The 22,883-nt window shown below is 72.2% G+C and carries 21 protein-coding genes; 14 read left to right on the forward strand and 7 right to left on the reverse strand.

All coding sequences use genetic code 11. The features are described from left to right. Nucleotides 1–444 precede the first annotated feature (444 nt). Nucleotides 445–1,608 (reverse strand): NAD(P)/FAD-dependent oxidoreductase, encoded by a 1,164-nt coding sequence (locus NDW01_RS05100; protein ID WP_252817022.1) that lies wholly within the window; start codon nucleotides 1,606–1,608, stop codon nucleotides 445–447. Between the two features lie 146 nt (nucleotides 1,609–1,754). On the opposite strand from NDW01_RS05100, the gene NDW01_RS05105 reads away from it, so the two are divergent. The 3 genes from NDW01_RS05105 (at nucleotide 1,755) to NDW01_RS05115 (ending at nucleotide 4,209) form a co-directional block, all read left to right on the forward strand. Then, nucleotides 1,755–3,269, forward strand: a complete 1,515-nt coding sequence (locus NDW01_RS05105) for a purine-cytosine permease family protein (RefSeq protein ID WP_252817024.1) — start codon at nucleotides 1,755–1,757, stop codon at nucleotides 3,267–3,269. 85 nt (nucleotides 3,270–3,354) lie between these two features. After that, on the forward strand, nucleotides 3,355–3,879 hold the full coding sequence (locus tag NDW01_RS05110; protein WP_252817026.1) for a hypothetical protein: 525 nt from the start codon (nucleotides 3,355–3,357) through the stop codon (nucleotides 3,877–3,879). Nucleotides 3,880–3,960: 81 nt separating this feature from the next. After that, the gene (locus NDW01_RS05115) at nucleotides 3,961–4,209 is read left to right on the forward strand and encodes a Smr/MutS family protein (protein WP_252817028.1); all 249 of its coding nucleotides are present in this window, start codon (nucleotides 3,961–3,963) and stop codon (nucleotides 4,207–4,209) included. Nucleotides 4,210–4,238: 29 nt separating this feature from the next. On the opposite strand, the gene NDW01_RS05120 is transcribed toward NDW01_RS05115, so the two are convergent. Beyond that, nucleotides 4,239–4,508, reverse strand: a complete 270-nt coding sequence (locus NDW01_RS05120) for a helix-turn-helix domain-containing protein (protein WP_252817030.1) — start codon at nucleotides 4,506–4,508, stop codon at nucleotides 4,239–4,241. Nucleotides 4,509–4,598: 90 nt separating this feature from the next. Between NDW01_RS05120 and map the strand changes: the two genes are divergently transcribed. Beyond that, nucleotides 4,599–5,390: a type I methionyl aminopeptidase gene (gene map, locus NDW01_RS05125; RefSeq protein ID WP_252817032.1), complete on the forward strand. Its 792-nt coding sequence runs from the start codon at nucleotides 4,599–4,601 to the stop codon at nucleotides 5,388–5,390. Between the two features lie 33 nt (nucleotides 5,391–5,423). On the opposite strand, the gene NDW01_RS05130 is transcribed toward map, so the two are convergent. Then, complete coding sequence (locus NDW01_RS05130) at nucleotides 5,424–6,284, reverse strand: formate/nitrite transporter family protein (protein WP_252817034.1); 861 nt, start codon at nucleotides 6,282–6,284, stop codon at nucleotides 5,424–5,426. 148 nt (nucleotides 6,285–6,432) lie between these two features. Beyond that, nucleotides 6,433–7,125 (reverse strand): TetR-like C-terminal domain-containing protein, encoded by a 693-nt coding sequence (locus NDW01_RS05135; protein WP_252817036.1) that lies wholly within the window; start codon nucleotides 7,123–7,125, stop codon nucleotides 6,433–6,435. Between the two features lie 75 nt (nucleotides 7,126–7,200). On the opposite strand from NDW01_RS05135, the gene NDW01_RS05140 reads away from it, so the two are divergent. From NDW01_RS05140 to NDW01_RS05150, 3 genes are all read left to right on the forward strand, one after another. Further along, nucleotides 7,201–8,646: a carotenoid oxygenase family protein gene (locus tag NDW01_RS05140; protein ID WP_252817038.1), complete on the forward strand. Its 1,446-nt coding sequence runs from the start codon at nucleotides 7,201–7,203 to the stop codon at nucleotides 8,644–8,646. A gap of 113 nt (nucleotides 8,647–8,759) precedes the next feature. Further along, entirely contained in the window at nucleotides 8,760–10,013 is a 1,254-nt protein-coding gene (locus NDW01_RS05145; protein ID WP_252817040.1) for a DUF5685 family protein, read from the forward strand. 77 nt (nucleotides 10,014–10,090) lie between these two features. Continuing rightward, nucleotides 10,091–10,612, forward strand: coding sequence for a PH domain-containing protein (locus NDW01_RS05150; RefSeq protein WP_308211637.1), 522 nt, complete (start codon nucleotides 10,091–10,093; stop codon nucleotides 10,610–10,612). 37 nt (nucleotides 10,613–10,649) lie between these two features. On the opposite strand, the gene NDW01_RS05155 is transcribed toward NDW01_RS05150, so the two are convergent. Continuing rightward, entirely contained in the window at nucleotides 10,650–12,137 is a 1,488-nt protein-coding gene (locus tag NDW01_RS05155; RefSeq protein ID WP_252817042.1) for a bifunctional aminoglycoside phosphotransferase/ATP-binding protein, read from the reverse strand. 374 nt (nucleotides 12,138–12,511) lie between these two features. On the opposite strand from NDW01_RS05155, the gene NDW01_RS05160 reads away from it, so the two are divergent. From NDW01_RS05160 to NDW01_RS05190, 7 genes are all read left to right on the forward strand, one after another. Further along, a complete protein-coding gene (locus tag NDW01_RS05160) occupies nucleotides 12,512–14,257 on the forward strand; it encodes a carbohydrate binding domain-containing protein (RefSeq protein WP_252817044.1) in 1,746 nt (581 codons plus the stop codon). A 227-nt stretch (nucleotides 14,258–14,484) separates the two neighbouring features. Further along, the gene (locus tag NDW01_RS05165; RefSeq protein WP_252817045.1) at nucleotides 14,485–15,591 is read left to right on the forward strand and encodes a 4Fe-4S dicluster domain-containing protein; all 1,107 of its coding nucleotides are present in this window, start codon (nucleotides 14,485–14,487) and stop codon (nucleotides 15,589–15,591) included. Further along, complete coding sequence (locus NDW01_RS05170; RefSeq protein WP_252817047.1) at nucleotides 15,584–16,057, forward strand: Crp/Fnr family transcriptional regulator; 474 nt, start codon at nucleotides 15,584–15,586, stop codon at nucleotides 16,055–16,057. The genes NDW01_RS05165 and NDW01_RS05170 overlap by 8 nt, the downstream gene beginning before the upstream one ends. 9 nt (nucleotides 16,058–16,066) lie before the next feature. Next, nucleotides 16,067–16,870 carry an FAD/NAD(P)-binding protein gene (locus NDW01_RS05175; RefSeq protein WP_252817049.1) on the forward strand — a complete coding sequence of 268 codons (804 nt, stop codon included), beginning with the start codon at nucleotides 16,067–16,069 and terminating at the stop codon, nucleotides 16,868–16,870. Beyond that, nucleotides 16,871–17,632: an NADH-quinone oxidoreductase subunit B family protein gene (locus NDW01_RS05180; RefSeq protein ID WP_252817051.1), complete on the forward strand. Its 762-nt coding sequence runs from the start codon at nucleotides 16,871–16,873 to the stop codon at nucleotides 17,630–17,632. Beyond that, complete coding sequence (locus NDW01_RS05185; RefSeq protein WP_252817053.1) at nucleotides 17,616–18,908, forward strand: Ni/Fe hydrogenase subunit alpha; 1,293 nt, start codon at nucleotides 17,616–17,618, stop codon at nucleotides 18,906–18,908. Before NDW01_RS05180 ends, NDW01_RS05185 begins: the two co-directional genes overlap by 17 nt. Beyond that, complete coding sequence (locus NDW01_RS05190; RefSeq protein WP_252817055.1) at nucleotides 18,905–19,390, forward strand: hydrogenase maturation protease; 486 nt, start codon at nucleotides 18,905–18,907, stop codon at nucleotides 19,388–19,390. The genes NDW01_RS05185 and NDW01_RS05190 overlap by 4 nt, the downstream gene beginning before the upstream one ends. 98 nt (nucleotides 19,391–19,488) lie before the next feature. Here the strand turns inward: NDW01_RS05190 and NDW01_RS05195 are convergent, their stop codons facing one another. After that, nucleotides 19,489–20,343 (reverse strand): NAD(P)-dependent oxidoreductase, encoded by an 855-nt coding sequence (locus tag NDW01_RS05195; RefSeq protein ID WP_252817057.1) that lies wholly within the window; start codon nucleotides 20,341–20,343, stop codon nucleotides 19,489–19,491. Between the two features lie 77 nt (nucleotides 20,344–20,420). Further along, nucleotides 20,421–22,853 carry a glycoside hydrolase family 65 protein gene (locus NDW01_RS05200; RefSeq protein WP_252817059.1) on the reverse strand — a complete coding sequence of 811 codons (2,433 nt, stop codon included), beginning with the start codon at nucleotides 22,851–22,853 and terminating at the stop codon, nucleotides 20,421–20,423. Between the last annotated feature and the right edge of the window lie 30 nt (nucleotides 22,854–22,883).

Consider the following 22,883-nt stretch of genomic DNA (forward strand, 5'->3'; position numbering starts at 1 on the left):
GGAGCGGATGGTGACCATCTCATCGCCGTACGGAGTTCTCCCAGGAGGCGTGTCACCGGCGGGTCGGAGTCCAGACTCGTCGCCGACTGGCGGAGTTGACTGAAAGCCGGACGACGCCGACGCGAAGCCGTCACCTCTGGATTCGCCGCCTCCCAAGGGGCCGCGCGGAGTCGCGGGAGGGGCGATCGGAGCATATCGGCGGCGCGGGCACGGGCGCGCGCACCGGGTGGCGGACCGGGTGCGCGACGGCGGCCCGGACGCGACCGGACCGCACATATCGACGCCCCGAAGGGATCGCGACCTGCCCTTCCCGGGTTCCGGACCGACGGGCGGTTCGCTAGGCCCGGTTTCGGTCAGATGATCTTGTAGCCGTTCGACGGCGGGATCGATCCGCCGTTCATCCGGAATGGATATCGTAATGGCCGGCGCGCAATTATCGGCCGCTTATTCCACGGTCGTACGGCGGCTCGCGAATGTTTCTGACTCCGTAATATGACTCGCCGCCGCGAATCGGCCGGGGGACAGCGCGGCCGGGTCCACGCCGTCGGCGGGCGGCGGTGTACGGGTCGCGGCGGCCGCGGCGATCCGGCCGGCGGCGGGCGACGTCTGCACCCCGTACCCGCCGAGGCCGGCGAGCCAGACGAAACCCGGCGCGTCCGGCGCCTCGCCGACCACCGGAGTGTCGTCCGGCGCCGCGGTCCGCAGCCCCGCCCACGCGCGCCGGACGCCGCGGATCCGCAGCGTCGTGGCCTCCTCCACGCGCTCGACCGCGCGCGCGACATCGAGGTCGTCCGGGCGCGCGTCGCACGGCGGCACGGGCGTCGCGTCGGACGGGGAGACGAGCAGCCGCCCCGACTCCGGCTTGAAGTAGAAGCTGTCGGCCACGTCGGTCACCATCGGCCACCGGGCGGCGTCGACCCCGGCGGGCGGGTCCGCCATGAACGCCGTACGGCGCAGCGGGGTGAGGCCCAGCGGACGGACGCCGGCGAGCGCGGCGACCTCGTCCGCCCACGCCCCGGCCGCGTCCACCACGACGGGAGCGGTGAACTCGCCGGCGTCGGTCGCCGCCCGCCAGAGCCCGCCGGAACGCGACAGGGCCCGTACCCGCGCCCTCATGACGACCGCGCCGCCCCGCGCGCGGACGCCACGCAGGAACCCCTGGTGGAGCAGGTCGACGTCGATGTCCATCGCGCCCGGCTTGACCATCGCGCGGACGTACCGCCCGGGCCGTACGACGGGGCAGTGCCGCGTGACCTCGGCGACGTCGACCTCCCGGACGGGGACGGGAGCGGACAGCCCGTCGGCGAGCATGGCGGCGAACTCCTCCTCGCCGCCCGCCGGGCACAGCGTCAGCACGCCGCGCGGAGCCAGCAGCGGCCCGTCGGCGAAGCCGGGCGGCGGCGTCAAGAGGAACGTCCGGCTCGCGGCGGTGAGCGCCCGTACGGTGGGGTTGCCGTAGTACTCGGAGAACAGTGCGGCGGACCGGCCGGTCGAGTGGTACCCCGGGACGGCCTCCATCTCCAGGAGCGTGACGTGGCCGTACTCGGACAGGAAGTAGCCGGCGGCGGCGCCGGCGACGCCGGCGCCCACAACGAGGAAATCGCCCATCTTCGCAAAGGATCACACCGTGCCGGGCGGTGCAATGGCCGCCCGGCTCCGCGCGGGCTAAGGAATAAAACCGGTCATTGACCGCTATAACGGGCGACCTCTACGGTGCGAGGGCAGAAGAGACAGGTCGGGACAGGCAGGTACCCATGAGCGGTGTCCAGGGCGACGCCTCGGCGGACGGCGAGGGCGGGCGGACCCTCCGGATCGAGACGCACGGCATCGACGTGATCGGAGACGCCGACCGCAAGGGACGGCCCCGGCAGCTGTTCTTCCCCTGGTTCGGCGCGAACGTGTCGATCCTCGGCCTGAGCTACGGGTCGTTCGCCCTCGGCTTCGGCATCTCGTTCTGGCAGGCCCTGCTCGCCGGGCTGGTCGGCATCGTCTTCTCGTTCCTGCTGTGCGGCCTCATCGCGGTCGCGGGCAAGCGCGGGTCGGTGCCGACGATGGTCCTGAGCCGCGCGGCCTTCGGCGTACGAGGTAACCGGCTGCCGTCGGCCATCTCCTGGCTGCTCACCGTCGGCTGGGAGACGGTCCTGACCGCCCTGGCGACGATGGCGACCGCCACCGTCTTCGGCCGTCTCGGCTGGGGCGGCGGCACCACCACCAAGGTCGTCGCGCTGATCGTCGTCGCCGTGCTGATCGTCGGCGGCGGCGTCATCGGGTTCGACCTGATCATGCGCATGCAGGCGGTCATCACCGTCCTCACCGGCGTGCTGACGGTCGTGTACATCCTCCTGGTCGCGCACCGGATCGAGTGGCACACCGTCAGCGCCATCCACGCGGGCTCCACCCAGGAGGTCATCGGCGCCCTGGTCTTCATGATGACCGGTTTCGGCCTCGGCTGGGTGAACGCCGCCGCCGACTACTCCCGCTACCTGCCCCGGAACACCTCCGGCGGCGGCGTCGTCGGCTGGACCACCTTCGGCGCCTCCCTGGCGCCGGCCGTGCTGCTCGTCTTCGGCCTGCTCCTCGCCGGGTCCTCGGCCGGTCTCGGCAAGGCGATCGCCGCCGACCCGATCGGCGCGCTGACGACGATCCTGCCGACCTGGTTCCTCATTCCGTTCGCCGCCGTCGCGGTGCTCGGCCTCGTCGGCGGCGCCGTCCTCGACATCTACTCGTCCGGCCTGGCGCTGCTGGCGGCCGGCCTGCGCGTGCCGCGCTACGCCGCCGCCCTCGTGGACGGCGTGCTCATGATGCTGGGCACCGTCTACGTCGTCTTCGTCTCCGGCGACTTCCTCGGCCAGTTCACCGGCTTCCTCACCACCCTCGGCGTCCCCGTCGCCGCCTGGTGCGGCATCATGCTCGCCGACATCGCGCGCCGCCGCCGCGACTACGACGAGGCCGACCTCTACCGGCCGGCGGGGCGGTACGGCGACGTTCCGCCGCTGCCCCCGGTCATCCTGCTCGCCGCCACCGCCGTCGGCTGGGGCCTGGTGACCAACACGGCCGCGAGCTGGCTGAAATGGCAGGGCTACCTCCTGCAGCCGCTCGGCCTCGGCGGCCGTTCCGGCTCCTGGGCCTTCGCCAACCTGGGCGTCCTCGCCGCCCTCGTCATCGGCTTCGCCGCGACGTGGGCCCTGAACCGCGCGACCGTGCGCGCCCAGGAGACCCGCCCGTCCACGCCGATGGGCACCCTCGAGACCGAAGCCACGCAGGCCTGACCGGCCCGCGCGGCGGGCGGGCCACGGCGACCCGCACGAGCCGCCCAGGGTCCGGGGGGAACCCCTCGTTCGCAGGAGCCGGTCCATGGAACCGCTCTACGCGCGGGAGGGGGATCTCGACCAGCCTGCCGTCATGGATCATCCACAAGCCGAAGCAGTCGTCCTCCTCGTCATGGATCAGGACCTGCACACTCTCCGGCCGGGGCCACGGCAACGACTCCAGGTGCCTCAGCAGCCCGGAGCGCGAGCGCATCCGTTCGAACTCCGCGGCCCATCCGATGCCGAAGGATTCGCCCCACTGACTCGCGATCGGTACGAACCGACCTCGCCAACTGCGCTCTTCGTCGTTCCGGGTGAGGGGCTCCATGACCTCCGCCGCGTCGAGCGCCAGCACGATCACCTCTGCGAATCTGCTCATGCCGAGGAATACGACCGCACGCCCGGATCTCAGGCAATCGGTTTACCGGCGGCGGAGGCGGCGTTGCGGACCGCGGACACCGACGCGCTCCTGGCGGCGGCGAACGTCGCGGACGCGATGGGGTCGTGGGTGCGAGGTTCCCATGCCCTGGAGGCGGTGGCGGAGGCCCTGCGGTCGGCGGGCCCGGACTGACGTGAACCGGATGGGATCTTCGGCCGTAGGCAGGGACGACGACTACGGCTAAAGTCGGATCACGCTGTCCAAGGAGAGCTCATGACGCTCACGCTCGACCTCCATCCGATCTTCCAGAGCCAGCGCGACGTCGATCAGGCCGTCCGTTCGATGATGTTCAGGGCGGCGAAGTCGGATGTCGAGCGTGTGATCATCATCCCCGGCAAGGGCTCTCAGAAGCTGAAGAACCGCGTGCTCGCCCTCTTGCGGCAGCCGCACCTGAAGAAGCTGTACAAGGCCGTCGAGCCCGATCCGGAGAACCTCGGGCGGGTGATCGTACGCTTCCGGTAGTCGCCTGGGACCTGCCGGGCGGACGGCGGCTACGAGACGACTTCCAGCGGTAGGTCGTTGCCGCGCCAGGTGGCCGCCAACTCCTCGACCGGCACGTTGAGCGCCTCGCCGAGGCAGACGATGGTGCCGAATCCGGGGGACGGCAGTCGTCCGGTCTCGATCTTGCGGAGGGTCTCCGGCGAGATGCCGGCCGCGTGCGCGACCTCCGCCAGGTCGCGTCCCGCTCGCGCGTGGCGTAGCAGCACGCCGAGACGCCTTCCGGCTTCGATCTGCTCCGGGGTGAGCGGTTGGCGGACCATGCCCTCAGGATAGAGGTGGTATTTGTATACCCGCAAGCGTTAGAGTTGCCGGTATAACTATACCGACAACTCTGTGACGTGAGGTATTTCGTGATCGACCTGAAGACGCCTGCGGAGATCCAGCGCATGCATGTGACCGGGCGTTTCGTCGCCGAGGTGCTCTCCGAGGTCGGCCGGCTCGCTGACGTGGGCGTCAACCTGCTGGACCTGGAGCACCACGCGCGCGGAATGATCAAGCGGCGCGGGGCGGAGTCGTGCTACTGGGACTACGCGCCGTCGTTTGGGCATGGACCGTTCCGCAACGTCATCTGCCTGTCCGTCAACGACGCCGTCCTGCACGGCCTGCCTCATGACTACACACTGCGCGACGGGGACGTCCTCAGTGCGGACCTCGCGGTCAGCATCGACGGCTGGGCGGCCGATTCGGCGTACACGATCGTGGTCGGCACTGCCGCCGAGGAGGATCTGCGGCTCATCCGCGCCACCGAGGAGGCGCTGGAGGCGGCGATCGAGGTGGCGCGTCCGGGCAACCGCCTGGGTGACATCTCGGCGGCCATCTGGGCGGTGGCCCGCGACCACGGCTATCCGGTCAACACCGAGTTCGGCGGCCACGGCATCGGCCGTACCATGCACGAGGAGCTGCACGTTCCCAACAAGGGCCGCGCAGGACGCGGCCTGAAGCTCCGGCCGGGGCTGACCCTCGCACTCGAACCCTGGTTCGCCCGTACGACCGACCGGATCATCTACGACGACGACGGCTGGACCATCCGGTCGGCCGACGGCTCACGCACCGCCCACTCCGAGCACACGATCGCCATCACCGAGGACGCCCCCCTGGTGCTCACCCGGCGTGAGGAGGAGATGAGTTCGCCGGGTCGGTGACGGCCGGACCGCCCGTGAGGCCCGTGGGCTGCGTCAGGCGTCGGGTTCCTCGGGCCGGACGGTGTGATCGGCGGCGGATTCGGCGCGGCGGTCGGCCAGCTTGCGGGGGACCTGGGCCAACCGCAGGGTCGTGACCAGCAGGATTCCGCCGACCATGTTGCCGGCCGCCGCCAGGGCGGCGGCGCCGGCCCAGTCGGCGTAGCCGTACGGGGCGTGCCCCGTCTGCAGGCCGGCGAAGATCAGCAGCGAGCTCACCACGGCGTGGTTGAGGCCGCCTCCGCCGAGCAGGAAGCCCGTCGTCACGGCGGGCACGAGCTTCACCCCGGGCGACGTGCTGGAGTGCTGCATCCAGGTCATCAGCGTCATGACCACCCCGGCGAGGATCGCGAGCGCCAGGGCGCGCCAGGTGGCGCCGAGGTCGATGTAGCGCGCGCCCGCCTCCACCGCGGTGGGGGGCAGCCGGGGGAACCCGATGTCGACGATGTAGGTCAGGATCCATCCGGCGGCGAGGTTGGCCGCCAGCGTGACCGACCAGAGCCTGATCAGCTCGCGGTAGGTGGCCTGACGGGCGACGACCGTCATGACGGGGATCAGGAAGTCCTCGGTGAACAGCTCGCTGCCGGCCATCGTCAGGGCGACGAATCCCACGGCGAAGGCCAGCCCGGCGACCAGCTCCTTTCCGGGGGATCCGGCCATGGCGTCCTCGACCAGCAGCAGCGCGAGGACGCCGGTCACGATGTCGACGCCGCCGACCAGCCCGGTCGCCACCAGCGGCAGCCACGGCCGTGACAGCCGGCGGCGCCCCTCGTCGACGACCCGGGTGAACGTCTCTTCGAGGGCGACCGGCCGGGATGACTCCTTCGGCCGGTCATCCTCACCGGGGCGCGTTCCCATGACCTGCCTCCCGCGCCGGATCGAGCGCTGCCGGGGTGCGATGACCTGCCCTTTCGCTCCATCCTCACGCATCGCGGGGCGCGGGTTCGGGGCGGAGGGGCCGTACGCCGGCGAACGCGGGCCGGACAAGGCCGGCCACGGCCCGGGCTCAGGCCTCGGGGACCGGCTCCCGCCGGCTCGCGGCGATCCGGTGGGCGCAGCGGGCCGCGTGGTCCGGGGCGGCGCCGATGCCGACGGCCAGTTTCGTTCCCAGCGGCAGCAGGTGGCACTCGACCGGATCGTCGTCGCCGTCGAAGAAGCCGGCTATCTCCAGCAGGACGTAGCCGTGGATGGCGCTCCAGATCTGGGCCGCCGCCGCGTCCGGCTTCTCCTCGCAGGCGCCGCTCGCCTCCATGACGCGGGTCACGGCGGTGACGAGCCGGCCGAACGCGGTCTGCCCCTCCGGCAGGTCGTTCCCGACGCTCGACGCGACGAGATCCTTGCCGTTCTGCCGGCCGACGGGCGGGATTACGCCGAACATCAGCCGGTACAGCTGGGGGTTCGCCAGCGCGTGGTCGCGGTAGGCGAGCCCGAGCGCGAGCAGGTCCACGACCGGGTCGTCACTGCGCGGAGCCGCCTCCAGGCGCCGGTCGAACCGGGCGAAGCCCTCCCGTACGACCTCCGTGATCAGCCCGCCCATGCCCCCGAAATGCGTGTAGACCGCCATCGTCGACAGGCCGACCTCGGCCGTCAGACGGCGGGCCTGCAGGGCCTCGGGGCCGTCGGCGGCCAGGAGGCGGAGCGCGGCCGACAGCAGGCGGTCGCGCGGGTGCGCCTCGGCCGCGGGATCTTGCGCACTCACCTTGCCATCATGCCATAACGGTGTTATGCCTAGAAATAACGGTGTTATGCCCGACGATCGACGAGAGCGTGGATCATGAGCAACCCCTTCCTCGAAGGCGGGTTCGCACCCGTCCGGCAGGAGCACACGGTCACCGATCTGCCCGTGACCGGGACGATCCCCGCGCAGCTGGACGGCAGGTACCTGCGCAACGGGCCGAATCCCGTGGCCGAGGTCGACCCGGAGACGTACAACTGGTTCACCGGCGACGGGATGGTGCACGGCGTCCGGATCCGCGACGGGCGGGCCGAGTGGTATCGCAACCGCTGGATCCGTACGCCCCGGGTCGCCGCCGCGCTCGGCGAGGCCTTCCGGTCGGGCCGGAGTAGCGCGCCGCTGCACGGGACGGGAGCCAACACCAACGTGATCGGTCACGCGGGCCGCACGCTCGCGCTGGTCGAGGCGGGGCTCGCCATCCAGGAGCTCACCGACGAACTCGACACGGTCGGGTTCTGCGACTTCGACGGGACGCTGCCCGGCGGCTACACCGCGCACCCCAAACGGGATCCCGAGACCGGAGAACTGCACGCGGTGTCGTACTTCTTCGGCCGCGGCAACGAGGTGCGGTACTCGGTGATCGACCGCGCCGGGCACGCGCGCCGTACCGTGGACGTCCGCGTCACCGGCAGCCCGATGATGCACGACTTCTCGCTCACCGAGTCCCACGTCGTGTTCTACGACCTGCCCGTGACCTTCGACGCGCGGCAGGCCGCCGAGGTCTCGGTGCCGCGGTTCCTGCGCGCCCCCGCCCGGCTGGTGATGTCCGCGCTGGTCGGACGCGTGCGGGTCCCCGATCCGATCGTCGCGGCGGCGGGAGGGCGGAGCGGTGCGGGCCACCGGATGCCCTACCGGTGGAACCCCGCGTACCCGGCCCGGGTCGGCGTCATGCCGCGCTCCCGGAACGCCGGCGACGTCCGGTGGTTCGAGGTGGAGCCGTGCTACGTCTTCCATCCGCTGAACGCCTACGACGACGGCGACACGATCGTCCTCGAGGTGGTCCGGCACGCCAGGATCTTCGACCGGGACCTGCGGGGGCCGACGGAGGGGACGCCCGTCCTGGCCCGCTGGACCGTCGACCTGACCGCCGGGAAGGTCCGTGAGGAGCAGGTGGACGATCAGGCGCAGGAGTTCCCCCGGATCGACGAACGCCTCATCGGCCGTCGGCACCGCTACGGCTACGCGCTGGCGCTGAGCCACGGGGTCACGGCGTCCGACACGATCCTCAAGCACGACGTGACGCGCGGAACGACCGTACGGCGTTCCTTCGGGGCGGGCCGGCAGGCCGGTGAGTTCGTCTTCGAACCGTCCTCGCCCGGCGCGGCGGAGGACGACGGCGTGCTGATGGGGTTCGTCGGCGACCCGGCCGCCGGCCGTACCGACCTGATGCTGCTCGACGCGGGCACCCTGGAGACCGTCGCCGCCGTCCACCTCCCGGTGCGCGTGCCCGCCGGCTTCCACGGGAACTGGGTGCCCTCCCCGTAGCCCGGGCGCTCACTCCCGGCGACGGACCGGCTGGAACCGGTATGTCCCCCGCGGCGTCTGGGAGATGTTCCGGTGCGAAGCACCATGAGTTCGGCCCAGGGGAGAGTCGGGGAATGTTCGGGATCGTGCGCCCGTGCCGTCATGTCATGTGCGCGCCGCTGTTCAAGGACTGGATGGCGCACCTGTGCGGGCTCTGCCTGGCGCTGCGCGACGAGCATGGGCAGGCGGCCCGGCTGGTCACCAACTACGACGGGCTGCTGATCTCCGTGCTGGTGGAGGCGCAGAACCCGGAGCGCTCCCCGCACCGTACGGCCGGGCCGTGCGCGCTGCGCGGCATGCGCACCGCCGATGTCGTCGCGTCGCACGCGGAGGGCGCAAGGCTGGCCGCCGCGACGTCGTTGCTGCTCGCCGCCGGCAAGACCCGGGATCACGTCGCCGACCGGGACGGCGCCCACGCCCGGCGGCTCGTCGCCGCGACGGCGGGATGGATGGCCGGCCGCTGGGACGCCGCGGGCGCCCGGACCGGTGCCGCCGTGGGACTGGACCCGGGCGTCTTGCGGGACACGGTGGCCCGCCAGACGGCCCTGGAGACGACCACCGGGCTCGGCCTGCTGGAGCTGACCGAGCCGACGGAGACCGCGGTCGCGGTCGCCTTCGCCCACACCGCCGTGGTCGCGGGCACGCCGCGGAACGCGGAGACCCTCGCCGAGGCGGGGCGCTTCTTCGGCCGCCTCGCGCACCTCCTCGACGCCGTCGAGGACTACGAGGCCGACCGGGCCTCGGGCGCGTTCAACCCGCTCCGGGCGACCGGCACGTCCCTGGCCGAGGCGCGCCGTCACTGCGACGACGCCGTTCGGGGCCTGCACCTGGCCCTGGGGGATCTGGAGCTGGAGCGCCCCCGGCTGGTCAGGGCTCTGCTGGGCCGGGAGGTCCGCCGTTCGGTCGACCGGGCGTTCGCCGCGTACGACCCGGCCGCGTACGGGCCCAGTGGTCCGCCGGATCCGTACGGCCCCCGGCATCCGTACGGCCCGGGTCCGCACGATCCGCACGGCCCCCGGCATCCGTACGGCCCGGGCCCGCAGTCTCCGCCGCCCTCATGGCCGGGGCACGGACCGCACGGCCCCGGGCGACCGCCCACCCGCCCCGGCTTCGGCCTGGCGTGTCTCGCCGGTTCGCTGGTGGGCTGCACCTGCGGCCTGTACCGGCCTCCGTGGAGCGACTACCGCGGCGCCGGCTGCGGCGACCGGTGCTGGTGCAGCCGGGCCTGCGACGATTGCGACTGCTGTGACTGCTGCAGCTGCTGCGAGTGCTGTGACTGCGACTGCTGCGACTGCGACGGTGATTGCTGTGACTGCGACTGCGGTTGACGTGCGACGCGGGAAGTGCGGAGGTGTGAGTGTGACATGGGCGACATCCCGGGCCTCGGCCGCGTAGAGTCCCGCTCGTGCGACTCCCCAGGTTCATGACGGTGCGCAACGTCGATCCGCACCACCTGCACCGGTACCTGCTGCCCCACGAGGAGGACGCGGTCGTCATCCGGCGTCACCCCGCCCTGCTGCTGCGGTACATCGCCGAGTTGATCGCCGGGCTGATCGTGGCGGGCGTGCTGAGCGGCCTCGTCTCACAGGGCGCCGTGCTGGCGGTGATCTGGGCCCTGTGGTTCGCGCTCCTCGGCCGTCTGGTCTTCAAGGTGTACGAGTGGTCGGACGAGTTCTTCGCGGTGACCGGGGTCCGGGTCATGCTCGTGCACGGAATCCTCACCCGCAAGGTCGACATGATGCCGCTGTCGAAGATCACCGACCTCACGGTCGACCGGTCGATCATCGGCCGGATGCTGGGGTACGGCACGGTCGTCCTGGAGTCCGCGGGCCAGGACCAGGCCCTGTCCAAGGTCGAGTACGTCCCGGAACCCGAGGGCGTCTACCTGCAGATCTCCGCCGTGGCCTTCGGATCCGGGGACGACTGAGCGGGCCCGCGACGGGACGTACGCCGGCCGGCCGAGGTCAGCCGGGAGACAGGCGCGGGCGCCGGTGCGGGGCGGGTCCGGGTCCGTGGAGCCGGATCGCGGCCAGCGCGCGCTCGGCGGCGTCGCCGACCGGGCCGGACGTGTCGATGGTGGCGGCCTCCGGCCACGGGGCCGCCGACTGGGCCATGTGCGCGGCGATCTCGGGGTCGGCGTCGGACACGCCGCGTGGCCGGGTGAGCAGGCGCTCGCCGGCCAGGGGACTGTCGCAGCGCAACGGGAACAGGTCCGCGTGCGCCCGGGCGGCGACGCGGGCGGCGTCGGCCCGGTGCTCCGCGGACGTCCAGGAGGCGTCGATGATGACGGATTCGCCGTAGGAGAGCAGGCGGGCGGCGCGGTCGAGGAGTTCGGCGTAGGTACGGCGGGTCCAGGAGGCGTCGTACAGGCCCGTGCCGTACGGGGCCCGGGCGGGCGTGTCGGGGGACAGCTCGGCGAGTTCCTTGCGAACGCGGTCGCTGTTCAGGACGGTGTGGCCGAGGCGGTCGCCGAGGGCCTCGCTGAGGGCGCTCTTGCCGGTGCCCGGCAGGCCGCCGACCAGGATCAGGCCGACCGCGCCGGCGTTCAGGTGCCGCAACGCGATCTCGGCGTGCCGGCCGGCGTCCTCGGCCGCGCGGGCGTCACCCTGACTCCAGCGCACGCACGCGACCTTGGCGCGGACGAACGCGCGGTAGGCCACGTAGTGGTGCCGCAGCGACGGCGGGGCCGGGTCGTCGGCGTACTCGGCGTACCAGGACAGGAAGCGTCCGGCGAGGTGCGGCGCGCCGAGACGTTCCAGGTCCATGGCGAGGAACGCGGCGTCGTCGAGCCCGTCGAGCCACCGCAGGCGGTCGTCGAAGTCGAGGCAGTCCAGCACACGGGGACCGTCGTCGAGGCAGAAGATGTCGTCGGCCATCAGGTCGCCGTGCCCGTCGACCACGCGTCCCTCGCGGATCCGGGCGGTGAACAGCGGCTCGCGAGCCTCCAGGAAGCGCAGCGTCAGGCGTTCCACCTCCTCCGCGTCGGCGGCGTCGATGGCGCGTCCGTGGAACGGGCGCACCTGCTCGAAGCTCGCGGTCCACCGTGCGCGCAGGGCGTCCCGGCTCCCCTCGGCGGAGATCTCGGCGGTACGCGGCGAGGCGGCGTGGGCACGGGCGAGCAGGCGCGCGACCGTCCGTAGCGCGTCGTCGAGCGGGGCGTTCGCCCGGACCAGGTCGGAGAGCCGGCGTTCGGCGGGCATCCTGCGCATGACGACGAGGTGGTCCCGGGGCGTCCCCGGGGGCATGCTCACGTCGGCGACGCCCAGATACACGTCGGGGGCGAACCGGCGGTTGAGGTCGACCTCGCGATGGCACGCGCGTTCGCGCAGCTCGCGGGTCGAGAAGTCGAGGAAGCCGAGGTCCACCGGCTTCTTCAGCTTGTAGGCGCGGTCTGCGAAGAAGAAGACGACCCCCGAATGCGTCTCGGCGACGTCCGTGGCCCAGGTCCTCATGTTCGCAGCGTGTCGTGCGGGAGACGTCCCTGCCAGGGGCGTCGGTCCCCCGGGGAGATGGCCTTAAGCCCTGGCCCGGATCGGAAGGACGTGCGTCCGAAAATCGACTTCGGACGACGCGCGCCGTCGGTGGTCTAGGCCGGTTACTGGGGTGATCCGGGCGGCCCGCGCGTGCACCCGGCTCCGTGCCGGGAGAGGGCGGAGAGCCGGCCGCGGACTTAATTGTTAAGAACATTGACAGATAAGTTGGCCGGTCCGACCATGGAGCGCACGCGGATCCGTGCAGTACCCCCGTCACCCGACGCGTCTCCATGTCCGCCCGCTCCGCCCGCACGAGGGCGGGGCGGCGGATCCCCCCGCCATCTGGAGCCCTCATGCGACCATGCACGTCCCCGCGCGCGGTCCTCACCGGCCTCGCCATGATCCTCGCCGCGTTCGGCCTCATCGCGGCCGGACCGGCCAAGGCCCGCGCCGCCACCCTCCCCACTCACGTGTTCGCGCCCTATTTCGAGGCCTGGACCGGTGACGACCCGGCGGCCCTGGCCCAGCAGTCCGGGAACAAGTACCTCACCATGGCCTTCCTCCAGGCCGCCACCAAGGGCTCGTGCACGGCGTACTGGAACGGCGACACGAGCATGCCGATCTCCTCCTCGACGTTCGGCTCCGCGATCTCCTCGATCCGGTCCGGCGGCGGCGACGTCATCCCCTCGTTCGGCGGCTACACCGCCGACGACACCGGGACCGAGATCGCCGACAGCTGCACGGACGTCGGCCAGATCGCGGCCGTGTACGAGAAGGTGATCACCACCTACGGCATCACCCGGATCGACCTGGACACCGAGGACAACTCGCTGACCAACAGCGCCGGGATCGACCGGCGCAACAAGGCCGTCAAGCAGGTGGAGAGCTGGGCCGCGAGCACCGGGCGCACCGTGCAGTTCTCCTACACGCTGCCCACGACCACGGGCGGCCTGGCCGACAGCGGTCTGGCCGTGCTGCGCAACGCGGTCTCCAACGGCACCCGCGTCGACGTGGTCAACCTCATGACGTTCGACTACTACGACGGCGCCACCCACGAGATGGCGAACGACACCAAGAGCGCCGCCACCGGCCTGCACGGGCAGCTCGCCGGCCTGTACCCGGGCAAGAGCTCGGCCGAGCTGTGGAACATGATCGGCGTCACCGAGATGATCGGCATCGACGACTATGGGCCCGCCGAGACGTTCACCACCGGTGACGCCGCGACCGTGGAGGCCTGGGCGCAGAGCACGGGCATCAACACGCTGTCCTTCTGGGCGCTCCAGCGGGACAACGGCGGCTGCCCGGGCACCAAGGGCTCGGACAGTTGCTCCGGCGTCTCCCAGAGCACCTGGTTCTTCAGCCACGCCTTCGAGCCGTTCAGCGGTGGCGGCGGCGGTACGCCCGCCAACGACTTCTCCCTGTCGCTGTCCCCCGCGTCGGCCACCGTCAACCCCGGCGGCTCGGCGTCGGCGACCGTGAAGACGGCCATGACCTCCGGCTCCGCCGAGACGGTCGCGCTGAGCGTCACCGGCGCGCCCTCGGGGGTCACCGCCTCCGTCAGCCCGTCCTCGGTGACCGCCGGCGGCTCCGCCACCCTGACGGTCAGCGCCGGCTCGGCCGCCGCGGCCGGCACGTACACCCTCACCGTGGCCGGGTCGGCGGCGTCGGCGAGCCACAGCGCCTCCCTCAGCCTCACCGTGGGCGGTACGGGCAGCGGAACGAGCCTGGTCAACCCCGGCTTCGAATCCGGCTCCCTCACCCCGTGGAGCTGCCGGTCCGGCGGCGCGGTGGTCACCTCGCCGGTCCACTCCGGCGGGCACGCCCTCCAGGTCACGCCCACCTCCGACCAGACCGGCCAGTGCGAGCAGGGGGTGACGCTCCAGCCGAACCACTCCTACACCCTGACGGCCTGGGTGCAGGGCCCGTACGCCTACGTCGGGGTCTCCGGTGACGCCACCGCGAGCACCTGGACGCCGTCCAGCGCCTGGACGAAGCTGACCGTCCCGTTCACCACCGGCTCGACCGGGAACGTGACGGTCTACGTCCACGGCTGGTACGGCCAGGGCGACGTCTATGCGGACGACTTCACCCTGTCATGACGGGCCTGTCATGACGGGCCTGCCGTGACCGGCCTGTCGTGACGGGCCCGTCGTGACGATCCCGGCCTGACGCCCCGGCCCGGCGGCCGGTCGAGCCGTGAGACACGGCCCGGTCGGCCGCCGGACCGAGGGACCCTTCCGGAGGGGACTTCGGGCCCTACTCGCCGCCGAGCCCACGGGGCGAGGCTGAGGAGAGAACGGGGCACTCTCGGCGAGGAGGCGTTCGCATGGCCTGGATCCTCGACGGCGTGGCCGGACTGCACGCCGCGCTGGTCGAGTCCGGTTACACGGTGATCGGCCCGACGGTCCGCGACCGGGCGATCGTCCTCGCCGAACTGGGCTCGGCAGACGACCTCCCGTACGGCTGGGGCGTCACGCTGGAACCCGGCGGTTACCGGATCCGGCGCCGGGCGGACTCGGCCGCGTTCGCGCATTCGGCGGGGCCGCAGTCGTGGAAGCCGTTCCTGCACCCGCCGCGCGTCAAGCTCTGGGACGCGCGGCGCACCGACGACGGTTTCGAGATCCGCGAGGAACGGGAGGAGCCGCCGCGCTACGCCTTCCTCGGGGTGCGCCCGTGCGACCTGCGGGCGATCGGGATCCTCGACCGGGTGCTCACCGGAGACCGGTACCGCGACGACTCCTATGCCGCGCGCCGTGACGGGATCTTCATCATCGTCGTCAACTGCACCGAGCCGGGAGAGACGTGCTTCTGCGTCTCCATGGGCACCGGGCCGGGCGCCGACTCCGGGTACGACCTGGCGCTGACGGAGTTCGCGGGGGAGGGGCGGTTCCTCGTCGACGTCGGCAGCGACGCGGGCGCCGACATGCTGGCGCGGATCGAGCACCGCGCGGCGGACCCGGTGACCGAGACGCGGGCGCGGGCGGAGGTGGACGCGGCGGCCGGCCGGATGGGCCGGGAGATGCCCGCCGACGGCCTGCGGGAGCTGATGGCCGGCAGCCTGGAGGCCGCCCGCTGGGACGACGTGGCCCGTCGCTGCCTGACCTGCGGCAACTGCACGATGGTCTGCCCCACCTGTTACTGCACGACCGTCGAGGACGTCACCGACCTGACCGGGGACCACGCCGAGCGGTGGCAGCGCTGGGACTCCTGCTTCGACCTCGACTTCTCTCACCTCCCGGGCGGCAGCGTGCGGACGTCGACCAAGAGTCGCTACCGCCAGTGGCTCACCCACAAGCTCGGCACCTGGCACGACCAGTTCGGCTCTTCGGGATGCGTCGGCTGCGGGCGGTGCATCGTCTGGTGCCCGGTCGGCATCGACCTGACCGAGGAGGTCGCCGCGCTCCGGCAGGAGAGGGAGGACAGCGATGAGTGAACAGACGACCGCACTGCCGCGTTCGGCGCTGGCCGGCCACGCCTTCGTCCGGGGAATGCCGCAGGACCAGGTCGACAGGCTGGCGGCGGTGGCGCGGTACGTCGAGGTCCCCGCCGGGCACCGCCTGTTCGAGGAGGGCCGGAGCGCGGACCGGTTCTGGCTGATCCAGGCCGGCCGGGTCACCCTCGACCTGCACATCCCGGGCCGCGGCACCGTGATCGTCGAGACGCTCGGCCGGGGCGCGGTGCTCGGCTGGTCATGGCTCTTCCCGCCGTACGCCTGGCGGTTCGGGGCGCTCGCGGCCGCGCCGGTCCGGGCGATCGCCCTGGACGCCAGGGCCGTGCGCACGATGTGCGCCGAGGACCCGGCCCTGGGATACGAGCTGACGCGCCGGTTCGCCGCCGTCATGCTCGACCGGCTGCAGAACACCCGCATGCGGCTGCTCGACCTGTACGGCGCGCCGTGAGGACGACGGATGACGGCCATGACCCCGGTCCCGTACCGGGTGACCGAACGCCGGGAGGAGACCCGTGACACGGCGACGCTCGTCCTGCGGCCGTGCGGCGAGCCGATCCCGCCGGTACGGCCCGGCCAGTTCACGATGATGTACGCGTACGGCGTCGGGGAGGCGCCCATCTCCGTCAGCCGTACCGGCGCGGTCATGGAGCAGACGGTCCGCGACGTCGGCGCGGTCAGCCGCGCGCTGGCCGGGAGCGGGCCCGGCCGGATGATCGGCGTCCGCGGGCCGTACGGCGTCGGGTGGGGCGTCGAGGACGCGGTCGGCCGGGACCTGGTCTTCGCCGGGGGCGGGATCGGGCTCGCGCCGCTGCGTCCCGCCATCCTGTACGCGCTGCGGCGGCGCGCGTCCTACGGCGCGATCACCGTCCTCATCGGCGCCCGTACCCCGGCGGACCTGATCTACCGCGCCGAATTCGACGGGTGGCGCGAGCGTGGCGCGCGGGTCGAGGTGACGGTCGACCGCGCCGGCGACGGCTGGCGCGGGAACGTCGGGCTGATCACCTCGCTCGTGAGCCTGGCCTGTGCCGACCCGCCGAACGCCACGGCCTTCATCTGCGGTCCGGAGGTCATGATGCGGTTCACCGCGGAGGCGCTGGAGGCCAGGGGCCTGACCGACGTGCGGATCTCCCTCGAACGCAATATGCGCTGCGGCGTCGGATGGTGCGGCCACTGCCAGCTCGGCCCCCGGCTCGTCTGCCGGGACGGCCCGGTCGTGGCCTACCGGGACGTCGCCCCGGAGCTTCTCGTCAAGGAGCGGTAGATGGCCCCGAAGCTCGCCGTGTGGAAGTTCGCCTCCTGCGACGGCTGCCAGCTCACCCTCCTGGACTGCGAGGACGAGCTGCTGACGCTGGCGGGCGAGATCGAGATCGCGCACTTCCTCGAGGCGTCGAGCGCCGTGACGGAGGGCCCGTACGACGTGTCGCTGGTCGAGGGATCGATCTCGACCCCGGCCGACGCCGAGAAGATCAAGGAGGTCAGGCGGATGTCCCGGCGGCTCGTCACGATCGGCGCCTGCGCCACCGCCGGCGGCATCCAGGCGCTCCGGAACTTCGCCGACATCGAGGAGTTCCGGTCGGTGGTGTACGCCCGCCCCGAGTACGTCGCCACGCTCGCCGAGTCCACGCCGATCTCGGCCCACGTGCCGGTCGACTTCGAGCTGCGCGGCTGCCCGATCGACCGGGGGCAGCTCCTCGAGGTGCTGTCCGCCTTCCTGGCCGGGCGCAGCCCCGGCATCCCGAACCATCCGGTCTGCTTCGAGTGCAAGATGCGCGGGAACGTCTGTGTCATGGTCGCGCACGGCACCCCTTGCCTGGGGCCGGTCACGCACACCGGCTGCGGGGCCATCTGCCCCGCCTACGGGCGCGGCTGTTACGGCTGCTTCGGCCCCTCGGCCCGGCCCAACACCGGCTCGCTGAAGACCTGGCTCGGCGACATCGGCATGTCGCGCCCCGAGATCGACCGCGCGTTCTCCACGTTCAACGTCACGGCGTTCACGGAGGTGTCCGATGACCCACCGGCATGAGCGGATCCTGAACATCGGCGCCCTGGCACGGGTGGAGGGTGAGGGCGCGATGCGCGTCCGGGTCACGGGGGACCGCGTCGAGCAGATCGGGTTGAACATCTACGAACCGCCGCGTTTCTTCGAGGCGTTCCTCCGCGGCCGCGCGTACACCGAACCGCCGGACATCACCTCGCGGATCTGCGGCATCTGTCCCGTCGCCTACCAGATGAGCGCCTGCCGGGCCGTTGAGTCGGCGTGCGGCGTCGCGGTCGACGGGCCGCTGGGCGACCTGCGGCGGCTGCTGTACTGCGGGGAGTGGATCCAGAGTCATGCCCTGCACATCTATCTGCTCCACGCCCCGGACTTCCTCGGCTATCCGAGCGCGGTCGAGATGGCCCGCGCCTACCGGCCGTTGATCGAGCGCGGCCTCGAGCTGAAGAAGACCGGCAACATGATCATCGACCGGCTCGGCGGCCGCCCGATCCACCCCGTCAACGTACGGATCGGCGGCTTCCACCGGGTGCCCACGCCCCGGGAGCTGCGCGGGCTCGTGCCGGGGCTCCGCCGGGCCCTGGAGGACGCGCTGGCCACGGTGCGCTGGGTGGCGGGCTTCGACTTCCCCGACCTGACGTTCGACCATGAGTTCCTGGCCCTGACCGGTGAGGAGTACCCGCTCGAGCGCGGCACGCCCCGGACCACGACGGGCGCGTCGTTCGAGGTCGCGGACTTCGAGGACGAGGTCGTCGAGTATCAGGTCCCGCACTCGACCGCCCTGCACTCCCGGCTGGTGCACGGCGGCCGGTACCTCACCGGGCCGCTGGCGCGGTTCGCGCTGAACCGCGACCGCCTCTCCCCGCTGGCCCACGAGGCCGCCGCCGACGCCGGGCTCGGCCGCGAGTGCCGGAACCCGTTCCAGAGCATCGTCGTACGCGCCGTCGAGATCGTCCACGCGATCGAGGAGGCCCTGCGCATCATCGCGTCCTACGAGCCCCCGCCGCCGTCCGTCCCGGTGCCGCCACGGGCGGGCCGCGGGCACGGCGCGACCGAGGCGCCGCGCGGCCTGCTGTTCCACCGCTACGACATCGGCGCCGACGGCCTGCTGACCTCGGCCCGGATCGTGCCACCGACCTCGCAGAACCAGGCGGCGATCGAGGAGGACCTGCGCCACCTGGTGCAGGAGCGCCTCGATCTGGACGACGAGGCGCTCACCTCGGCGTGCGAACGGACGATCCGCAGCTACGACCCGTGCATCTCCTGCGCGGCGCACTTCCTCGACCTGAAGGTCGTCAGATCATGATCGTCATCGGGGTGGGCAACGAACTGCGCCGGGACGACGGGGCCGGCCCGGCGGTGATCCGCGAGCTGCACGGCCGCTGCCCGCCGGACGTACGGCTCGTGACGTGCGACGGCGAGCCCATCTGGCTCATGGAGCTGTGGACCGGCGCGGACCTCGCCGTGGTGGTGGACGCGGTCTCGCCCGCGCGCGGGCCGGGGTACGTACACGAGGCCACCGACCTCCCCGCCGGATCGCACGCCGACACCAGCTGCCACGGTCTCGGCATCGACCTGGCCGCGGAGCTCGGGCGGATCCTCGACCGGGTGCCCGGCGACCTGCGCGTCTACGGCATCGAGGGCGTGGAGTTCGGCTTCGGCTCCGGCCTGACCCCGCCGGTGCGCCGCGCCGTCACGGAGGTGGCCCACCGGATCGCCGCGCTCGCCGACGAGAGGCGGCCCCGGCGCGCGGCGGGCGGGCCGGACCAGGACGGCCCCGCCGGCTGAACGGACCCGGGACCGGCCGTGACGGCGTACGGTCCGGGCGTCACCGCGAAGTCGGCTTTCCTCGGACCCTGGAACGCCGCGGTGTGCCGACGCTTCGCTCATCGGCCCTCTTGAAGCCCGGTGATCAACGCCACGGCCTGAGCGGCGAAGAGCCTCAGCTCCGCGGCGTCCACATCGGCGGCGCGACAGATCGCCTCGAAAACACCGAGATCCTTGAGAAGGATCTTGTACGCCAGCTCGGCGAACTGCGGGTCCGGCAAGATCCGGCCGACCAGCAGGTCCAGGCCGAAACTGCCCCCGCTCGCCGAGCTCAACACGGTTTCCGTCGCGGCTCGATCGAGGCCCAACCGGCGGCCGGTGTGCAGAGCCAGTGCGGCGGAGGTGAAGTTCGCGCCGAGGAGAGCCTGGTTGAGTGCCTTCATCTTCAGACCGCTGCCGATCGGCCCCAGGCGCACGACGTGCGTGCCGAACGTGTCGAGCACTGGGCGTACGGCTTCGAACGTCGCCGCCGGGCCACCCGCCATGACGGTGAGCTCCCCCGACACGGCGCGCGCCCGGAAACCGCTGATCGGTATGTCCATGACGGTGACGCCATGAGAGGCGCACCGGTGCGCCAGGTCGACGACGAACTCCACCGACACGGTCGAGTGGACCATGATGACACCGCCGGCGGCCATCCCGCTCAGGATGCCACCCTCGCCCAGGACCACCTCGCTGACATCGTCCTCGCCGAAGACGCAGACCCCGACCACCTCGCTGTCGCGGCCGAGCTCGGCCAAAGTCTCGGCCCGCCGGAAAGAGGTCCCCTCGAACGGGCGCAGGCTCGCCTCGCGCCTGGCCCACAGTGTCACCGGGAAACCTGCCTCGATGATCCGGCAGGCCATCGGCTCACCGATGTCACCGAGCCCGACGAAACCCACCCGCGGCTGAGAAACGGTCTTACCGTCCGTCATATCAACGCCCCGCCATAGTCCGAACGACGAAGACCCCATTCTGGCGTGTGCCGGCGTGTCGGCGTGCCGTCCGGGCGTCACCCGGTTCCCGCGGTCCGCTCGCCGGTCGGGTGCTCACCGGCCGGGGCGGGGGTGGCGAACCAGACGGTCCGTCCCGCCGGGATCGTGGTGACCGGGCCGCCGTCCACCACCATCCGGATCGGCGGTTGCGCCGATCGGCGCAGGCCGACCCGGACTCCCCGGTGATCCGCGTCGAGCCGGATGCCCCAGTGGCCGCGGTAGCGCAGTTCCATGCCGAGGCCGGGCAGGCCCGGAGGCAGACGCGGGTTCAGGCGGAGCACGTCGCCGCGCGGCTCCAGGCCGGTGTAGCAGCGCTGCGCCAGGTCCAGCGTGCCGGCCATGGCGCCCAGGTGGACGCCCTCGCCCGTCGTGCCGCCCTGGACGTCGTGCAGGTCGCCGTCCAGGGCCTCGAGGAAGAACCGCCAGGACGCGGCCCGGTCGGACCGGGCGAGGACCCAGGCGTGCACGACCGCGCTCAGCGTCGAGCCGTGCGAGGTGCGCGCGAGGTAGTACCGGACCGTCCTCGGGATGGCCGCGCGGTCGAGGCGGTATCCGAGCCGGGCCAGCAGGGCGGTCAGCTCGTCGGCGGACAGCAGGTAGAACAGCATCAGCACGTCGGCCTGCTTGGAAGCCTTGTACCGGTTGGGAGTGTCGCCCTCCGCCTCGAGGATGCGGTCGAGCCGCCGGATGTCGCCATATTTAGCCCGATACCCGGCCCAGTCGAACTCCGCGAGCTCCTCGTAACCCTCGAACTGGCTGATGACGCCGTCGGCGTGAAAGGGCACGCGCAGCCGCCGGCTCACATCATCCAGACGGGCGATCTCCGCGGGGCCGAGACCGAGACGTTCGAGGAGCTCGGCCCGGCGCTCGGACGGCAGCAGGGCCAGCACGTCGAGCGCACGGCACAGCGTCCAGGCGGCCATGACGTTGGTGTAGGCGTTGTTGGCCAGCCCGGGGGCGGCCGCGCCGGGAAGGGCGTCGTGATACTCGTCCGGCCCCATGACACCCGTGATGTCGTACCGGCCCGAGGACGCGTCGAAGGTCGCCAGGTCCGCCCAGAAGCGGGCGATCTCCAGCAGCATCTCCGCGCCATGGGAGGACAGGAACTCCAGGTCGCCCGTCGCCTCGTAGTACTGCCAGATGTTGAAGGCGACGGCCAGGCCGACGTGCCGCTGCAGCCGGGAGTTGTCCGGCAGCCACCGGCCGGAGCGGGGGTTGAAGTGCGTGCGCGGCGTCTCGTCCCGGCCGTCGCCGCCGCTCTGCCAGGGGTACATCGCCCCGGCGTGGCCCGCCTCGCGAGCCGCTTCGCGCGCCGCCGGCAGCCGGTGCCACCGGTAGAGGAGCAGGGCACGCACGATGTCCGGGAAGCGGAGGCCGAGGAAGGGCAGCACGAACAGCTCGTCCCAGAAGACGTGCCCGCGGTAGGCCTCGCCGTGCAGCCCGCGGGCGGGCACGCCGACGTCGAGGCCCACCGTGTGCGGGGAGACCGTCTGCAGCAGGTGGAACATGTGCAGGTTGACGGTCCGCTGCGCCGCACTCCGCCCCACCTCGAGGCGCGCCCGGCGCCACAGGTGGTCCCAGGCCAGGACGTGCCGGTCGCACAGCTCCCCGAAGGCGGGCGCCCGCTCGGCGCGCGACCGGGCCGCCGCCAGGGGCCCGTCGGTGGCGCGGTCCCGGGAGGTGTGCAGCGCGACGACCTTCTCCACGGTCACCGCGTCCCCCTGGCGCACCGTCACGGTGAGGTGATGCGCGATCCGGCCGGGCTCGTCGTGAATCTCCTGACGGATCACGGCCGCGCCGGTCACGGTCGTGCGGGCGGCCTCGGCGATCCGCACCGCCGAGGTCACGGTCTCGGCCTCCAGCCAGATCACGTCACGGTCCGCGCCGGTCGACCGGATCACCAGGTGGGCGTCGGCCAGCCCGCGGTAGCGGGCCACGCCGTCGTTGCGCACCCGGCCGTCCAGGCCCGAGCGGATCTCCAGCGTGCCGCTCCAGTTCTCCGCCCGGATCACGGTGCGCAACGCCGCCAGGTGCGGATCGTCCATGGAGACCAGGCGCTGCTGCTCGACCGCGGTGTCCCGCCCCGCCGCGTCCCGATGACGCAGGCGCCGGGTGAGCACTCCGCGGCGCAGGTCGAGCTCCTGCCGGTGGTCGAGCAGCCCGGCGGGGCCGGAACCGAACCACTCGCCGTCCCCGGCGCGGAACGTCAACGGCAGCCAGTTCGGCGCGTTGACCAGATCTTCGTTGGTCGTCGTACGGCCGGCGACCGTCGATGTCAGCCGGTCGTAGCAGCCGGCGACGTAGGTCCCCGGGTGATGCACGGCATCGGCGATCGCCTCGGGAGCCGCGCCCCGCGTCGCGAAATAGCCGTTGCCGAGCGTGCACAGCGACTCCCGCAGCCGTTCCCCGTCCGGGTCGACGCCGTCGTAGCGGAGCAGCCACGCCCCCACGGCCCGCCTCCTGCCCTTCATCTGATTCAT

The organism is Actinoallomurus soli (genome assembly GCF_024055715.1).
Taxonomy (GTDB): Bacteria; Actinomycetota; Actinomycetes; order Streptosporangiales; family Streptosporangiaceae; genus Actinoallomurus; species Actinoallomurus soli.

Excerpts from the sequence above, each read along its gene's own strand:
- NDW01_RS05145 (WP_252817040.1), top strand. The coding sequence starts at position 8,760 with ATGTTCGGGATCGTGCGCCCGTGCCGTCATGTCATGTGCGCGCCGCTG.
- NDW01_RS05115 (WP_252817028.1), top strand. The coding sequence starts at position 3,961 with ATGACGCTCACGCTCGACCTCCATCCGATCTTCCAGAGCCAGCGCGAC.
- NDW01_RS05185 (WP_252817053.1), top strand. The coding sequence starts at position 17,616 with ATGACCCACCGGCATGAGCGGATCCTGAACATCGGCGCCCTGGCACGG.
- NDW01_RS05100 (WP_252817022.1), bottom strand. The coding sequence starts at position 1,608 with ATGGGCGATTTCCTCGTTGTGGGCGCCGGCGTCGCCGGCGCCGCCGCC.
- NDW01_RS05195 (WP_252817057.1), bottom strand. The coding sequence starts at position 20,343 with ATGACGGACGGTAAGACCGTTTCTCAGCCGCGGGTGGGTTTCGTCGGG.
- NDW01_RS05160 (WP_252817044.1), top strand. The coding sequence starts at position 12,512 with ATGCGACCATGCACGTCCCCGCGCGCGGTCCTCACCGGCCTCGCCATG.
- NDW01_RS05180 (WP_252817051.1), top strand. The coding sequence starts at position 16,871 with ATGGCCCCGAAGCTCGCCGTGTGGAAGTTCGCCTCCTGCGACGGCTGC.
- NDW01_RS05120 (WP_252817030.1), bottom strand. The coding sequence starts at position 4,508 with ATGGTCCGCCAACCGCTCACCCCGGAGCAGATCGAAGCCGGAAGGCGT.
- NDW01_RS05105 (WP_252817024.1), top strand. The coding sequence starts at position 1,755 with ATGAGCGGTGTCCAGGGCGACGCCTCGGCGGACGGCGAGGGCGGGCGG.
- NDW01_RS05130 (WP_252817034.1), bottom strand. The coding sequence starts at position 6,284 with ATGGGAACGCGCCCCGGTGAGGATGACCGGCCGAAGGAGTCATCCCGG.
- NDW01_RS05175 (WP_252817049.1), top strand. The coding sequence starts at position 16,067 with ATGACGGCCATGACCCCGGTCCCGTACCGGGTGACCGAACGCCGGGAG.
- NDW01_RS05170 (WP_252817047.1), top strand. The coding sequence starts at position 15,584 with ATGAGTGAACAGACGACCGCACTGCCGCGTTCGGCGCTGGCCGGCCAC.
- NDW01_RS05140 (WP_252817038.1), top strand. The coding sequence starts at position 7,201 with ATGAGCAACCCCTTCCTCGAAGGCGGGTTCGCACCCGTCCGGCAGGAG.
- NDW01_RS05165 (WP_252817045.1), top strand. The coding sequence starts at position 14,485 with ATGGCCTGGATCCTCGACGGCGTGGCCGGACTGCACGCCGCGCTGGTC.
- NDW01_RS05190 (WP_252817055.1), top strand. The coding sequence starts at position 18,905 with ATGATCGTCATCGGGGTGGGCAACGAACTGCGCCGGGACGACGGGGCC.
- NDW01_RS05110 (WP_252817026.1), top strand. The coding sequence starts at position 3,355 with ATGGAACCGCTCTACGCGCGGGAGGGGGATCTCGACCAGCCTGCCGTC.
- NDW01_RS05155 (WP_252817042.1), bottom strand. The coding sequence starts at position 12,137 with ATGAGGACCTGGGCCACGGACGTCGCCGAGACGCATTCGGGGGTCGTC.